This is a genomic window from Aquimarina sp. 2-A2 (assembly GCF_045505135.1).
Taxonomy (GTDB): Bacteria; Bacteroidota; Bacteroidia; order Flavobacteriales; family Flavobacteriaceae; genus Aquimarina; species Aquimarina intermedia.
In genome coordinates this window covers 193,603-209,132 of record NZ_JBJKFI010000001.1, presented here as the reverse complement: position 1 = coordinate 209,132, position 15,530 = coordinate 193,603, and the positions used below count along the sequence as shown (strand labels likewise).

Here is a 15,530-nt window from a genome sequence, read left to right as displayed (position 1 = left end):
TCAACTGGGACGCTAACCTTATGGTTTGGTTTGCTGATTAATGATTTCTAGCTCCGTTCTGAAGGCCACCATTTTTCCGGCAAAACGATTTGTTGTAGCTCGCAAGCGTTCGGCATCTTCGGTATAGTAGCGCTGTAAAGCGTCTTTATCTACCGTAGTATATTGAACTGAGTAAGTAATGCCTCCCATATCTTCTTCGACCAACACTTTGGTCATTAAAGCATTCTTAAATTTTCCGGTAGCCAACATTTCAGGAATGTGCGTATCCTGCATCCAAGCTAACCAGGCTTCTTGTATGGATTCTTCAATATTTATAGTAACATTATAAATGTGCATTATTTGTATTTTAGAAACATTTGAAGTAAAACTTGACGAATTGAGGCAAAGATACATAAATTCTCTGCGTTCGTGAAGGGTTAACTTGGTCTCACTGATAAGTCAGAAAGGGAGCGTGAGGAATTGATATAAGTGTTGGCTACTTTTTGCTTTACAATGACGGTTATACATTCAGCATTCATAAAGAACCCTTTTGGACTGCGTGTTGTTTGGTTACTTTTCCCTTAAGAGGGGGAAGTAGTGTTTAAATAAAATGTTGGCAATGTTTCATACGATATGCTGCGCCTCATCTTTTCTGTTCCACTTTGGTATCTGACTATTTTATAGCATCACCTCGTAGTTCACGATATTTTTTACGAGCATCTACAAAAAAGATACTATCGGCGTGATTAAAGATAAGTTTTTCATAAAGTTCTTTGGCTTTATCCGGTTCGTTATATACTTCGACATATAGGTTCGCTAATTTATACAGGGCATCATCTGCCAGAATATCATCTCCATAAAACTCTATAATTTTGAGATAGTTTATTTTTGCTTTATCATACTGTGATGTCTTTTCGAACAATTGCGCCTGGCGCATAAAAGCTTCGTCTTCTATTTTTTCTCCTTTGTGATCTGTCAGGATTTTTTCATACATCGCAATGGCGGCTTCCGTTTTATTTTGATAGCGTAACAGATCAGCTTTGGCAAAAATTTTCAGGGCGGTTTGGGTAGAATCCTCGAGGGAATTGTCACTTATAATTAAGCTGAGTTCCATGGCATCGTTAGCAATAAGTTGGGAGGTAGAAGATTTTAAAACATCTAATTGCGTTTGTGCCCATTTGAAATCTCCCTTATAATAACTCGTCTGTGCTACTTTGAAACGCGCATCCTGAGCTAAGAAATTATTTTTTAACGCGTTTTGAACTTGTGTGTAATAGATTAAAGCCTGATTAAACTTTTGATCCAGGATTAAAATATCTGCCATTTCCATTTTTATTCGAGAGGTTTGAAACCTGGACAGGCGCTCAGTTTCTAATAAATCTTTTAAAAATTTAAAAGCTTTTACTTTTTCATCTTGATAAAAAGCCATAAAATGCGCATAGTCAATCTGCAATCCTATAGTTTCTCGACCTTTACCATAGCTCTCAAAAACCGAAGTATATTGTTTATCAATATCATTGTATTCGGATGTTGTGGCCCCGTCAATTTTTGATTTTAGAATAATTTTATGGGCAGTAAGCTTTAAATCGCTTGATGCAGCCGGATTATCTAAGATATAATCGAGAATTGTAGTTGCTGATTTGATATCTTTTTCGGCAATAGCGATGCGTGCTAAGTCAATAATTCCCTGTAATCCTTCATCTTTGCGTTTGAATATGGCTTTTTCTTGTGCAAAAGCTTTTTTAAACTCCTTTTGCTGTACAAATAACCAACTTAGCATCTCATTATAAATAATATCGGGATTTTGCTGTAATTTCTTAATCAGTAATTTTCTAAAAACCTGATTAGCTTCATTAGCCGAATCCTCTGTAATGTAAGCGCTAAAATTACGTCGAACAATATTGCGGTAATTTGGTTGTAATTGAATGAGGGTAAGGTAGCTGTTAAACATTTTTTCTAACTGCCCTTGCTCTCCGTATATTTTAGCCAGCTGAATGTTAAAGTTAGCACCCGGATTTGCTGCCATGCCTTTTTCGTAGGTGATTGCCGCTCGGTCCAAAAGGTTATATTTCTCAAAGGTTTGAGCCAGTGTATATACGCGATTTATATTTTGATAATTAGAAACCGCTAGGGCTTGATCGTATAATTTGTTAGCTTCTTCTATACGGTGTTGCATTTCGAAATGATGGCCTAATTCGACATAAAGTTGCGAAGGATTTTGAGAACGCGCTATAGTGGTGCGAATGAGTTTTTCAGCCGCATCGAATTGTTCGAGTTGTTGGTGAGATTCTACAAGACCTAACACATAGGTGATTCTCGAAGAGTTTTGTTGATATAATTGCTTGTATATGCTCAGTGCCTTTTCATACTCGCCTTGTTGCAGATAGTTTTTAGCCAATTGCTCTGACTGGCTCCAAACGATAGAGCTGACTAAAAACAACAAGCAAAGAATCACACGGTGCATACGACAAAAGGTTTTATGTAAAGATAGAACAAAGTAGGGAGGAGGCAAACTCTTGGGTTTTAATAAATACAGATACATCTCCCAACGTGGCTGAGAAGCGGGGCTTTTAAAGCATGATTAAATTTGTAGTGTAATAAGTTCCTCTTCTAAGAAAGAGTTAGAGATTAAGGTTGTTTTTCTTTTCAACTACATATAGTTACACATATGTGATCTATTCTAAATCTCAATGAAAATATCATATATCAAAAAACTGTCTTTGGGAGAATGTAGTACATCTCCCCAACTCGGCTGAGAAGCGGGGCTATAATAACATGTTTCAAATTACGAATTAAGTACTAAAAATTCCCTCCCTTAAGAGACGTCAGAGCTAAATCTATAGCCGAGCTGGAGCGTAAAACAAGGGATGGATGTTTTCTTACTTCCCTTAGTCAATATAATCAAATCCGCAATACGGTACGAGTACTTCAGGGATCTTAATGCCTTTCTCAGTTTGGTAATTTTCTAAAATTCCGGCGAGTACTCGAGGTAATGCTAAAGAGCTTCCGTTAAGGGTATGTGCCAATTGATTTTTACCATCGGCATCTTTAAAACGTAATTTTAAACGATTTGCCTGATAGGATTCAAAATTAGAAACAGAACTGATTTCTAACCAACGATCCTGAGCAGTAGAAAACACTTCAAAATCATAAGTAAGTGCGGCAACGAATCCTGTATCGCCTCCACATAAACGGAGTACGCGGTACGGTAATTGTAATTCGTTCAAAATTTCTTTTATATGTTCCATCATACCTTTCAAAGCTTCATAAGAATTCTCTGGTTTTTCGACACGTACAATTTCAACCTTATCAAATTGATGTAAACGGTTCAGGCCACGTACATGCGCACCGTACGATCCGGCTTCACGACGAAAACACGGTGTATATCCTGTATATTGAATCGGTAAATCAGCTGCCTGTAACAATTCATCTCTAAAAATGTTCGTAATAGGTACTTCAGCGGTCGGAATAAGATATAGGTCATCTCCGGTAACATGATACATTTGACCTTCTTTGTCCGGTAACTGACCTGTACCATACCCGGATAACTCATTTACCAAATGCGGGACTTGGACCTCTTTGTAGCCTGCAGCAATATTCTTATCTAAAAAATAGTTGATTAACGCACGTTGTAAACGGGCACCTTTTCCTTTATATACCGGAAATCCAGCACCTGTAATCTTAACCCCCAATTCAAAATCAATGATATCATACTTTTTTGCTAATTCCCAGTGAGGTAAAGCGCCCTCTGCTAGTTTAGGCACTTCTCCTGCGGTAAAAATCTCCTCATTATCCTCTTCGGTTTGTCCGTCGGGTACAGATGTATGCGGCACATTTGGTATCGTATACAACAATTGCACTAATTCGTCCTGCGTTTCCTGTAAGGTTGTCGCCAGATCTTTGGAAGACTCTTTAAGCTGAGAAGTTTTTTCTTTGAGTAAGTTCGCTTTTTGCTGCTCTCCGTTTTTAAATAAAATACCGATCTCCTTAGATAATTTATTTGAATCAGCTAAAGTGTTATCTAATTGTGCCTGAGTAGCACGACGTTTTTCATCCAATGCAATGACCTGATCAAATACAGGAGCTGCATCAAAGTTACGTTTAGCTAACCCCTTTATGTAAGCCTCTTTATGAGTTATGATATTCTGTACTAGTAACATGATATAATTTTTGGGCGATCATACCAGGTATGCCGGGCTATCCACGGTATCTTTTTAGGACAGATAAGTAGCTAAATAGCTCCAATCATATCATAAAAAGGATGCTGTTGCTATCCCTATCGCGATGAAAAAAGCAAATGTAAAGAAAAGTGGGGGTTTAAGAAACCAAAAAGAAAAAGATAATATACACCGGGATTATGTTAAAGGAAATGTTTGATCAATTTAAGAAGGTATTTAAAATTATTGTCTAGACTATACTTTATATGGTGAACTATCCTTACGAATTTTGAAGTATATCATACTGTTAAATTATTTAAAAGTTAGACTTGTATGCAAAGCTTTTCGGCTTATGCATTTGAGAAATAAATGGATATGTTGAAAATTTACTCCTCATATTTTATAATCCACGGATTGGTTGTAAAACAGTTCCAGGGGACACTGGCAAGATCCACCTCTGGATCAATAAACTTTTTACGGGCTTTGCCGTTGATAGAGATCTCGCTATCGACATACACCGCCACGTCGCGACCCTGAGTTGCGTATGCAGCTTTGACGCGTTGCGCAAACTGCCACATAGCATCGGGTTTACTGGCCACAGTACGTAGCTGTTTTTTTGACAGAAACAGATTTTTATCGACACGCTCTCGTTTGCCTTCAGGATCATTTTTATCCACCACATAGAAGTGCGTCAGCCCCGAGCGACCGCGCAACATCATACGCCAGCTCAAACGATGCCCTTCTTCGGTCCACAATACATCTCCCGGTATAAACCAATGGCGTACTGGTAATGCAATTTGTATCACTAGCCAAACCGACAACACTGCTATCAGAGCTTTGTTGTATCTCGGAATTTTAATTTCATTGGCAGTGTAAAAAGGTTTTCTCTTCATAAATAAGCGGTGAATACGTTCTTTCGAAAAGAAAAAGACGGTAAAACCAAGTGATAAATATGGAAATATCCCAATTTGAAAAACAATCGAGTTAAACATATGAAAAAAGATACTAATGATAAAAATAGCAAAGCGTGTTCGACGCCATAATAGCAAGGGGATGACTAGTAGGTCAAAAAGAATACCAGTATACGCAATACAATAACGCACCCAGCTTGCTTGTAACCACTCACCAATAATCGGGTAATAGGCTCTGGCTGCCATTAGATTTTTAGGAACGGTACCATCCAGCCAGTCAGGATATAGTTTTGCAACCGAAGCATACGTATACACAATCCATAATTGAGCGATGATGATGAGTACGCACCAACGCGGCATATAGGTTTTTTGCTTCTCAGGATGTTGTCTGCTGTCAACAGAAAAATAATCGGCTGCGGGTAATGCCAGCATCATCAAACAAAGTAATAGCAAGAGATAGTAGTGGTTGTTGTAGGAGGTTTTTTGCATAAAATAAACTCCCGCCCATAAAATGGTGTAGCCTGCCATGCTCCAACGGTACTTGTAACCGATCATAACCAAAAACCCAAAAACACCTAAAACGGCATAATAATAATACATACCATCACCGGGCAGCGGTTGTAGGAAATCTAAACCAATAAAGTTAAAGGTGAATTTAGGAGCGATAAGTGTTCGCTGGATCCAGCCGGTAAAAATGGCACCAACAGCTTCGAGCATGATTAAAAACCCAAAAATCACCCTAAAAACAATCAGAGAACTGTTGTCTATTTGGGTGAACAACCAACGATTAATCATAACATATCGTTTATAAAATCTCTCGCAAAATCCTCATCTTCCTGCATAGCAGTTTTTAGCTCCTCGAGAGAACCGAATTTTTTTTCCTCGCGGATGCGATGGAGGAGTTCTATCTGAATTTTCTTTTCATAAAGATTGAAGGTGGCATCAAAGAAGTGGGTTTCAATAGTTTGGTGGGTACCATTCACCGTAGGATTTGTCCCGATATTCATCATGCCAAAATATAATTTTTCGTCGATTTTGGACTGTACAATATAAACACCCTGCTTTGGGATAAGTTTATATGACTCTTCAATAACTAAATTAGCTGTGGGATATTCTAATTTACGACCTAACGCTTTGCCTCGTACAATTTTGCCGGTGAGCATAAAGTTGTATCCAAGATATTTGTTGGCTTTGGCAATATCTCCATTATTAAGAGCTTGTCGAATCTTGGTGGAGCTTACTGCTACATCATCAATATCTTGTTTGGATATTTCTTCAACAGTAAAATTATTCTGCATACCAAAGGTTGCCAAATCAGTAATGTCAGAATTGCGATTGCGGCCAAAGCGATGATCGTAGCCTATGATGACATGTCGCGCTTTTAATTTCTTAACCAGTAATTTCTCGACATACTCACCTGCTGTTAGTCTGGAGAACTCTCTGGTAAATGGATGAATGACCAAATTATCGAGTCCCGTACTCTCCAATATCTGAATACGTTCATCAATGGTATTGATCAATTTGATATTAGAGTCTTGCTGCAAGACCATTCGGGGGTGTGGAAAAAATGTAAGAATCACAGATTCCAACCCGTTATGCTTGGCTGCGTCGACTAAACGTTCTATTATTTTTTTATGCCCAATATGAACTCCGTCAAAAGTACCAATGGTGACTACCGAAGATGTTTCATTATTGTATGTATTGGCATCTGTATACCTTTTCAACTGCAATAGGTTATATATGATCCATAAAGAGGAAGCTGTTATAAGATCGTCTTATGTGCTTTCTGTTTCATGGTAAAATTAATCAATTGTGCGGAGACTTCTCCATTATTTTCCGTTAAAGCTAGACATGGTGTTGCCAAGACCAGCAGTGGCGAATGATTGTATGGCTTGTATGGTTTTGTCGATGCGCTCTGGTAATGCTGCAGCTTCCTCTGTGTTCCACTCTCCCAAAACATAATCAACTTGCCTGCCTCTGCCGAAGCTCGCACCTACACCAAATCGAAAACGGGCATAGTTTGAGGTGTTAAGCTGCGCTTCTATATCCTTAAGCCCATTATGGCCCCCTGCACTGCCTTTACCTTTTAAACGTAACAGCCCAAAATCCAGGTTAAGATCGTCGGTTACCACCAGCAGGTTTTCTACGGGTACTTTTTCTTTTTCTAACCAATAACGTACCGCTTTACCACTAAGGTTCATATACGTATTAGGTTTGAGTAAAATAAGTGTTCTACCCTTATATTTGTAGGTAGCTATATCTCCAAGTTTTTGAGTTTCAAAAGTTAATTTTTCTTCTCTGGCCAATGTGTCTAATACTTTGAAACCTATATTATGACGAGTGTTATCATATTTGGGCCCTATATTGCCCAATCCTGCGATGAGAAATTTTTTCATTGGATCATCTAAATTTTTGATCTCGCTCTTGCGAAAATAGTTTTTCAAGAATTTCGTAATTAACGAAGGCATACAGTTTCTTTTTTGCGTGAGGGATAGCAGCGATTACCCCGCAAAGAATGAGCTTTTGCATTTTACAAAAGTGCATAACTGAGGAGTAAAAGTGGATAGCCCGACCCTTTTGGGTCACGTCCTACACACTTATCAAATGGTAAAAATAAAAAAAGCATTCTGAAAATGAATCAGAATGCTTTTGATTTGTTTGGATATAAGAATTATGCTTCAGCAGCCGGAGCTTCTGCAGCTGGAGTTTCTCCTTCTTCTTCTTCCTCTTCGTCTTCAACAACATTACGAGATGTTTTAACCATACAGATTACTGTATTGTCCGGGTGAAGAATAGTAAAATCATCACTCGCTACATCGGTAACATATAATTTATTTCCGATTTTTAAGTTAGTGATATCTCCTTCGATAACATCAGGTAAGTTTGATGCTAATCCTTTTACTTTGATACGTCTTAAGTTAAAACGTAAAACTCCACCGTTACGAACACCTCTTGAGTTTCCGGTAGTTCTAAATGGAAGTTCGATAGTAATTGGCTTATCATCAAAAATTTCAACGAAATCGATATGTAAAATTCTATCAGTTACAGGGTGAAATTGAATATCCTGAAGGATTGCGTTAATTTTTGTCCCATTATCCAACGCAATTACCACGGTATGAACGTCTGGAGTGTACACTAGATCTTTGAAAGCTAATTCTGGAGCCGCAAAGTGTGTAACAGTGTCTCCACCGTAAACTACACAAGGTACCTGTCCAGCATTACGTATGGCTTTTGTTGATTTTTTACCTACGCTTTCTCTTTGAGATGCATTGATTGTTAATGATTTCATTTTAATTTATATTACGAGTTATTAATTACATTATAAATTTAGAGCTTATCGACTCATTGTTATGAACACGGTGCATAACATCGGCAAACAAATTAGCACAGCTAACGACTCTAATTTTTTCACAAGATTGTTTTAAAGGAATTGAATCAGTAACAATTAATTCTTGCAATCTTGAGTTTTCGATTTTTGTATAAGCGTCACCTGATAGAATCGGGTGTGTGCATATAGCTCTTACGCTTAAGGCACCTCGCTCCATCATAAGATCAGCGGCCTTGGTCAATGTACCGGCAGTGTCTACCATATCATCAACTAATACTACATTTTTACCGGTAACATCACCAATTAATTCCATATGAGAAATTACGTTGGCTTTAGCGCGCTGCTTATAGCAAATTACTACATCACTTGCCAATGCCTTAGAGTAGGCGTAAGCTCGCTTTGAACCTCCCATATCCGGAGATGCAATCGTCAAATTTTGCAAATTTAGCGATTGTAAGTAGGGTAAAAATACAGTAGACGCAAAAAGGTGATCTACAGGTTTTTCAAAAAATCCTTGAATCTGATCTGCATGTAAATCCATGGTAATGATACGGGTTGCACCGGCTGTTTCCAACATTTTGGCAACAAGTTTTGCGGCAATTGGCACACGAGGTTTGTCTTTACGATCTTGTCTGGCCCAACCGTAATAGGGGAGTACAGCAGTAATGTGTCTTGCAGAAGCTCGTTTAGCAGCGTCCAGCATTAACAACATTTCCATTAAATGGTCTGAGTTAGGATGTGTGGATCCAATGATAAATACTCTCGATCCTCGCACAGATTCTTCGAATGAAGGTTGAAACTCTCCGTCACTATAGGTAGAGGTTATTACTTTTCCTAACGTAGCGCCATAAATGGAAACAATTTTTTCGGCAAGTTCGGTACTTTGATTACAAGCAAAAAACTTTGCTTCTGTAACTGCGGTTGACATAGATAAACTATTGTTTAATAATCGATTAACGTGTGCTTTTTCAAAACAAGGTGCAAATTTAGAAATTTATTTCAACTCTAGCGGTAAATTGTTAGATATTTAATGGTGAAAATGGAATATTTTATTAATTTTGCCATCCATTAATGCTCGAGTGGCGGAATTGGTAGATCTACCTGTCGGTAGACAGGCCTGCTGCCGACATGCAGGCGCGCTTGTATATAATTTTTTGAGTAAATGATCTTGGTTTATGCGATTTCTAGTATAGAAAAGAACTATATTTACGTAGGAATGACGGCCGATTTGGATGAACGTTTGAAACGTCATAATTCCGGGAGAGAAAGAACAACAAGGTTTTATGCCCCTTTTCGGTTAATTTATACCGAAGAGTGTAGTGATAGAGTAGCAGCTCGAAAGAGAGAAAAATATTGGAAGTCTGGTGTTGGTAAAGAACAACTAAGACAGTATAGGAATAAAAATATAAGTTAGTTAAGCTCGAGTGGCGGAATTGGTAGACGCGCTGGATTCAAAATCCAGTTCTTTCGGGAGTGTGGGTTCGATTCCCACCTCGAGTACTTCGATTAAAACCCTCTGTTTTTTGCAGAGGGTTTTTTTATGAAAACTTATTATCAATTGTTCTTTTGGTCTATGGTTAATAAGATATCTTTAGTCTTCCTCTGTCTACAAAGAAAAATTGCCAATCTCCGCCAGTACCATTACTCCAGGTGTCTAACCATAAATAATTACTTCCTGAAAGATTTGCTATAACTTTATATACTTTTACAGCTCTTTTGTTTCTATACCAATCTAATGATTTTTTAGGAGCACATCTCTCTGGTCCAGATGCATGTTGATTTAAGAAAAAAGCATAACCATACCCAAAAACTCTGGCTTTGCCATTTGCATCAATGCATACAGCCGTTTGTTCATCAAGACCGATACCTTTACCATTAATTCCCCAATCATTATTGATGCGGGCTAAAAATGTAATATGTCTTCCCCTTCTATCAGGATTATCGTAATGCGTATCTGTAATTACATCTCTTAAAAAAGGATTGTCGATAAAATTATGTTTTTGTAAGGTTAGGTAAGGATTATATGGATCTCTCAAAGCTTCTCGTGAGCTTACAGTTCCCTTTTCTGCATCAAAATAAATTCCACCCTGTATTGCACATCCTGCACTAGTACCTCCTATGACTACTTTTTTACTATTTCTTAGATAGTTTAAAGCACTTTCTACTTTTGTATCTTTCCAGTAACTAACGTAATCATATTGATCTCCTCCTGCAATAAAAACAGCCTCAGCATTACGTATCGTTGTCTCGACAGTTGCATCATTTGCTTTTGTTCTCGAATTGATAAGTAAAGTTTCTACAGAGTTTACATTACCTAAATCAAAAAGATATTGGTTGTATGCATCGGTTCCTGTAGCACGCAGGATTACAATATCTCCTCCTCCTGATTTGCCAAGCATCCAAAGCATAGCCTCGTCAACATCTACACTACCACCCATTAATAGGGTTCCGGCTGATGTTGAGGTAGTGACATCGTTAGGATCTCCTATAATGCCAATTGATGCAGAAGCCAGTGTTGTTGTCAGGTTTTTACTTTGATTTTCATTGGTTACCTGTTCTTTGATCGAATCATTTAATTGGTCTTCTTCTTTGTCACAGGAAGAAAACAGCAAACAAATTAAGGCAAAGAAAAGTGGCGAAATGTTTTGAAATCTTTTCATTTTGAGTTGTATTTAGTTATGTGTAAAAAGTGATTCCTTACTCATTATTATTTGTTGTCGAGACACTGTTTGATTGATCTTCCTTTAGCATTCCACAGCAATGCCAATATGCATACTATTGAAATTAATTTTATTACTAGAGTTGGTTAAACGACAATTCACCTTTATTTACAGACCAATTTTCCCAGACGCCACCCTCGCCCGTTTCCCAATCATTGAGATTAAAAGAATTGGTGCCTTCACTAGTGCCTACGACTTTGTATACTTTGATCGCTGTGCCATTCAAATTCCAATCCAAGGGATTTCCGGCCGAGCAGTTTTCCGGTAATACATTTTGTAAATCTGGGTTCGTTTGAATAAAGTATGCATTATCATCATAAGAAGGGTGGTCTCCATAAATTCTGGCCAGCCCTAATTCATCAATGCAAACTGCGGTGGATTCATCACATGCTATGCCCTTTATACGAAAGCCTGTATCCTTTAATATTCGCGCTAAAAATGTTACATGCCTTCCTTTTCTATCCGGATTATCGTAATGGGTGTCGGTAATCACGTCGGAGAGATAAGAATTTTTTATAAAACTTTTAGAATCTATGGTCATAGCTTTGTCATACGGGTCGTTAAGTGCAGTTGTCGAAGTAATAGTTCCGTTTTTAGCTGTAAAATAATAGGCACCTTGTATAGCCATGCCTGCGCTGGTTCCGCCAATCACAATTTTTCTGGTGGTTATGGCATCGTTTATAAGACTGGCTATGGCTGTGTCTCTCCAAAACGATATGTAATCCCATTGATCTCCTCCTGCAAACCAGATAGCCTCGGCGCTTTTTATTTGTTCATGAATGTAACTTTCATCACTTGCTTCTGCACTTTTTACTACTATGGTTTCGACCGAATTGACAGATACACCTAATTCAGAATACATGTAGTTGTTATAACCATCAGCGCCAGATGCCCGCAGTACTAAAATGTCGCCTCCATCGGCTCTTTCTAAAAACCACTTCATAGCCTGGTCATTTTCAGACGCTCCTCCCATAAGGCAAATTCCGCCAACGGGATTCGTTTCCTTATCTACAGTATTACCTGTTTTATAGGAATTGAATGATCTTTGTACAGGAACTGGATTGTCAGTGTTTTCTGAGCTGTCCGGACCTGTATTCTCGTCATTTGAAGAACATGCAAACTGCACTACCAGTAAAAGCAATATTATATTTTTCATATACTTAAATTTTAAGAATTACCACTCAAATAAAAATAGGGGAGGGAGTAAAAGAATCATTGATACTATACCCAATACAATAATAACAGGAAGCGCCCACTTTAGCCATTTGTCATATGGTACTTTGGCTATGGACAAAGCTCCCATTGTCACACCACTTGTTGGTACAATTGTGTTTGTTAAACCATCACCCATTTGAAACGCCAATACTGCGACCTGACGACTTATTCCTAAAAGGTCGCTCAAAGGGGCCATTATTGGCATGGTCAATGCTGCTTGTCCTGATCCAGAAGGGATAAAGAAATTCAAGCTGCTCTGAAATATTAGCATTACTTCAACTGAAATATATTTTGGAGATCCCTTGGCAATTACTGCGACAGTATTTAGAAGAGTATCTATGATTTTACCATCCTGAGCGATGACTAACAGACCTTTTGCCAGACCAATAACTAAGGCGGCCGTCATCATATCCTTGGATCCCTGTATAAAAACCTCCACAGTTTTTGAAATAGATAGTTGGCATAGCATTGCGGCTATTATCGCAAGCGCTATAAATAAGCCTGCGATTTCATTGATATACCATTCATGATTGTTGACACCATAAATTAAAACAATGATGGATAGTGCAAAGGTTAAAAGAACTAATTTTCTTCCAGTTGTCAATGCTGGGATTTCTTCTTTGATGTAGTCTTTCGTTTCTTCATTTTGAAGACCATACAACAGACTTTTTTCAGGAGATTTCTCAATTTTGAAGGCATAATGTGAAATTGCAAAGCAAGCTATTGATGTAAGGATGAACCAAACAAGGCATCTATATTCTATTCCGCTAAAAATGGGAATTTCAGCAATACCCTGTGCAATACCAATGGTAAAAGGATTTGTAAATGCGCCAGCAAAGCCTACGCCCGTGCCTATAATCGGAATTGCAGCTCCAACAATCGCATCGTATCCCAAAGCTTTTGCCAGCGGATTGGTTATTAAAATAAAAACTAATATTTCTTCGCTCATTCCAAACGTGGCACCTGCCAGTGAAAATAGAGCGGTGACTCCTGGAATAATGAATTTCTTGTAGATAGGTTGTTGTTGACTAAATTTTATAGTACTATATAATCCGGCATTGATTGCTCCGGTATAATTGATAACAGAAAAAGCGCCCCCAACCAAAAAAACAAATGCAATTACTAAAGCGGCAGATGAAAATCCTTTGATAGGAGCTGTCAACAGTGCTCCTAATCCTTGTGGTTGTGGTGCTACCGATTTGTAGGTACCGGCTACAACGACCTCTTTGCCATCTTTTATTTCTCTATCAAATTCTCCTGCCGGAATTAACCAAGTCATGATAATAAAAACAACACTTATACTCAGAATTATAGTTATGGTGTCGGGTAATTTTTTAAATAACTTCATCCTGATATTTTAAAGGTTAAATGTGTCTCCTGGCAGCATGATGTCAATTTGCATTTTATGGGCACCGAGCAATCCATTGTTTTCTTTGAAACTGTGGTTTGAATTTCTCAGAAGAATCACTTGAGAAACCCCAATAACTCTGGCCTTTTTATTCTGTATAAGGATTGCGGTAGACTCGTCAATACCAATGGCTAGGTGTTCGGGGTGTTCAATAGCAACAGCCATTAAACGATTCATTCGCATTCTTTTAATAAAATGTTGGTCGACAATCACATTTTTCAATAAGCCTACGCCTTCTGCAATTTCGATATTGTCTGCTTCAATAGTTTTGAAATCACCTGTGTACTCAGAATGTTTATATTCATTACCAGTAATCATTTTTTTACCCATAATTGCTGCACCCGCACTAGTACCGGCAATAGTCGCTCCATTCTGAAAAGCATCATGTATTGCATCGTATAGGGGAGTGTTTATTACCGCATCCATGAATCGTTTTTGGTCTCCACCGGTAATGTAAATTAATCCTGCATTTTTTATAATTTTGCTCCACTCTATAGATTTATATCCACTTTTATAGGGATATCCCTTGATTTTTTGCGGGTCTATTTCTAAATCCGTAAATTGTTTAGCGGCATAAAAAATTGCAGAATCCGGTTCTTTGCTAGCCATTGGAAGAATAACGGCATAGTTTTCCTTGTCCAAACCACTTGTTGTTATTAATTCCTGTATTAATTTTACAGGTCTCTTACCCCCGCCTATGATAAATAATTTTCCTTTCTCGTAATTAGCTATAGTTTGATTTTGTTTATCATCGAGCTGTATTTCCTTTTGGGAGGGTCTTGAGTCACATGAAATTAATAAATATGTGAACATGGTCAAAACAATAATATTATTTAATTTTTTCATTTTAAAGCGTTTTCATCAGTATTCCAAATATATACTTTCTGTGAGTCATCAAGTTCATTGACTAAGCCTCTGTACATTCCTTGAGAGTTATATGGCATTGCGATGTGACCCTGATTATCAATGGCAATCAAACCACCTTCTCCTCCTAGCATTGCTTGATGTTCATGAATTGCTTTATGGGTAGCTTCTTCAAGTGATAAGCCTCCGTATTCCATTAGATTAGCGACCAAAGAAGCAATGGTAGTTCTAATAAAGTACTCCCCGATTCCTGTACAGGAAACAGCACAAATGCTGTTAGCATATGTGCCACAACCAATGATGGCGGTATCCCCGATTCTTCCGTCAATTTTATTTGTCATTCCTCCGGTAGAGGTTGCGGCTGCCAGATGCCCGTTCTGATCAATAGCGACGGCTCCTACGGTACCCATTTTCAAATTAGAATGATCTAAAAATATTGCATTCTCAGAAAGGCTTTTGGCTGTTTCCCACTGATTTTTTCTGAAAGAAGTGTCAAAATAGTTGTTTTCAACTAATTCATGTTTTAGTTGATTCGCCATATTATCTGCAGCAGTACCCGATAGCATAACTATATCATCTCTATGCATAAGTGTTTTGGCAAATTCGATGGGATTTTTAATGGAGCGGCTATTGGCTAAAGCTCCGGCTTTTAGGGTATGACCGTCCATAATAGAAGCTTCTAAAAAATGTTGACCGCTCCTTGAAAATACTGCTCCCTTACCCGCATTAAAATGGACGCTATTCTCAAGCCTTACAACAGCTGCACAAGCTGCATCAGAGGCTGTTCCTCCTTTAGATAATATCTCTTTGCCAGCAGATAAACTTAGATTAAGATCTTTGACAATTAATTCCTTCTCCTTATCCGATAGGTTTTCTTTATTAATAACTCCTGCACCACCATGAATACACAGGGAAAATGTTTTTGTAGTTGACATATTTTGGTTTAAT

Annotated in this window: 14 protein-coding genes and 1 tRNA gene; 2 read left to right on the top strand and 13 right to left on the bottom strand. The window is 38.0% G+C overall.

Annotated elements, in window-relative coordinates:
* Window positions 1-18 precede the first annotated feature (18 nt).
* From ACJRPK_RS00920 to ACJRPK_RS00885, 8 genes are all read right to left on the bottom strand, one after another.
* Window positions 19-336, bottom strand: a complete 318-nt coding sequence (locus tag ACJRPK_RS00920; protein ID WP_407138002.1) for a DUF4286 family protein — start codon at window positions 334-336, stop codon at window positions 19-21.
* A gap of 316 nt (window positions 337-652) precedes the next feature.
* Entirely contained in the window at window positions 653-2,443 is a 1,791-nt protein-coding gene (locus ACJRPK_RS00915) for a tetratricopeptide repeat protein (protein ID WP_407138001.1), read from the bottom strand.
* A gap of 424 nt (window positions 2,444-2,867) precedes the next feature.
* Window positions 2,868-4,139 (bottom strand): serine--tRNA ligase, encoded by a 1,272-nt coding sequence (gene serS / locus ACJRPK_RS00910; RefSeq protein ID WP_407138000.1) that lies wholly within the window; start codon window positions 4,137-4,139, stop codon window positions 2,868-2,870.
* Window positions 4,140-4,522: 383 nt separating this feature from the next.
* Entirely contained in the window at window positions 4,523-5,842 is a 1,320-nt protein-coding gene (locus ACJRPK_RS00905; protein ID WP_407137999.1) for an HTTM domain-containing protein, read from the bottom strand.
* Window positions 5,839-6,771, bottom strand: coding sequence for a bifunctional riboflavin kinase/FAD synthetase (locus ACJRPK_RS00900; protein ID WP_407137998.1), 933 nt, complete (start codon window positions 6,769-6,771; stop codon window positions 5,839-5,841). The genes ACJRPK_RS00905 and ACJRPK_RS00900 overlap by 4 nt, the downstream gene beginning before the upstream one ends.
* Before the next feature lie 105 nt (window positions 6,772-6,876).
* Window positions 6,877-7,443 (bottom strand): aminoacyl-tRNA hydrolase, encoded by a 567-nt coding sequence (gene pth, locus ACJRPK_RS00895; protein ID WP_407137997.1) that lies wholly within the window; start codon window positions 7,441-7,443, stop codon window positions 6,877-6,879.
* A gap of 275 nt (window positions 7,444-7,718) precedes the next feature.
* Window positions 7,719-8,336, bottom strand: a complete 618-nt coding sequence (locus ACJRPK_RS00890) for a 50S ribosomal protein L25/general stress protein Ctc (RefSeq protein ID WP_407137996.1) — start codon at window positions 8,334-8,336, stop codon at window positions 7,719-7,721.
* A gap of 25 nt (window positions 8,337-8,361) precedes the next feature.
* The gene (locus tag ACJRPK_RS00885; RefSeq protein WP_407137995.1) at window positions 8,362-9,303 is read right to left on the bottom strand and encodes a ribose-phosphate pyrophosphokinase; all 942 of its coding nucleotides are present in this window, start codon (window positions 9,301-9,303) and stop codon (window positions 8,362-8,364) included.
* Between the two features lie 234 nt (window positions 9,304-9,537).
* On the opposite strand from ACJRPK_RS00885, the gene ACJRPK_RS00880 reads away from it, so the two are divergent.
* On the top strand, window positions 9,538-9,789 hold the full coding sequence (locus tag ACJRPK_RS00880; protein WP_407137994.1) for a GIY-YIG nuclease family protein: 252 nt from the start codon (window positions 9,538-9,540) through the stop codon (window positions 9,787-9,789).
* A gap of 4 nt (window positions 9,790-9,793) precedes the next feature.
* A tRNA-Leu gene (locus ACJRPK_RS00875) sits at window positions 9,794-9,875 on the top strand.
* Window positions 9,876-9,952: 77 nt separating this feature from the next.
* Here the strand turns inward: ACJRPK_RS00875 and ACJRPK_RS00870 are convergent.
* From ACJRPK_RS00870 to ACJRPK_RS00850, 5 genes are all read right to left on the bottom strand, one after another.
* The gene (locus ACJRPK_RS00870) at window positions 9,953-11,035 is read right to left on the bottom strand and encodes a cyanophycinase (RefSeq protein WP_407137993.1); all 1,083 of its coding nucleotides are present in this window, start codon (window positions 11,033-11,035) and stop codon (window positions 9,953-9,955) included.
* A 136-nt stretch (window positions 11,036-11,171) separates the two neighbouring features.
* The gene (locus ACJRPK_RS00865; protein WP_407137992.1) at window positions 11,172-12,251 is read right to left on the bottom strand and encodes a cyanophycinase; all 1,080 of its coding nucleotides are present in this window, start codon (window positions 12,249-12,251) and stop codon (window positions 11,172-11,174) included.
* A gap of 18 nt (window positions 12,252-12,269) precedes the next feature.
* Window positions 12,270-13,658 (bottom strand): YfcC family protein, encoded by a 1,389-nt coding sequence (locus tag ACJRPK_RS00860; RefSeq protein WP_407137991.1) that lies wholly within the window; start codon window positions 13,656-13,658, stop codon window positions 12,270-12,272.
* Between the two features lie 9 nt (window positions 13,659-13,667).
* Window positions 13,668-14,564, bottom strand: a complete 897-nt coding sequence (locus ACJRPK_RS00855) for a cyanophycinase (RefSeq protein ID WP_407137990.1) — start codon at window positions 14,562-14,564, stop codon at window positions 13,668-13,670.
* Window positions 14,561-15,517, bottom strand: coding sequence for an isoaspartyl peptidase/L-asparaginase family protein (locus tag ACJRPK_RS00850; protein ID WP_407137989.1), 957 nt, complete (start codon window positions 15,515-15,517; stop codon window positions 14,561-14,563). Before ACJRPK_RS00850 ends, ACJRPK_RS00855 begins: the two co-directional genes overlap by 4 nt.
* Between the last annotated feature and the right edge of the window lie 13 nt (window positions 15,518-15,530).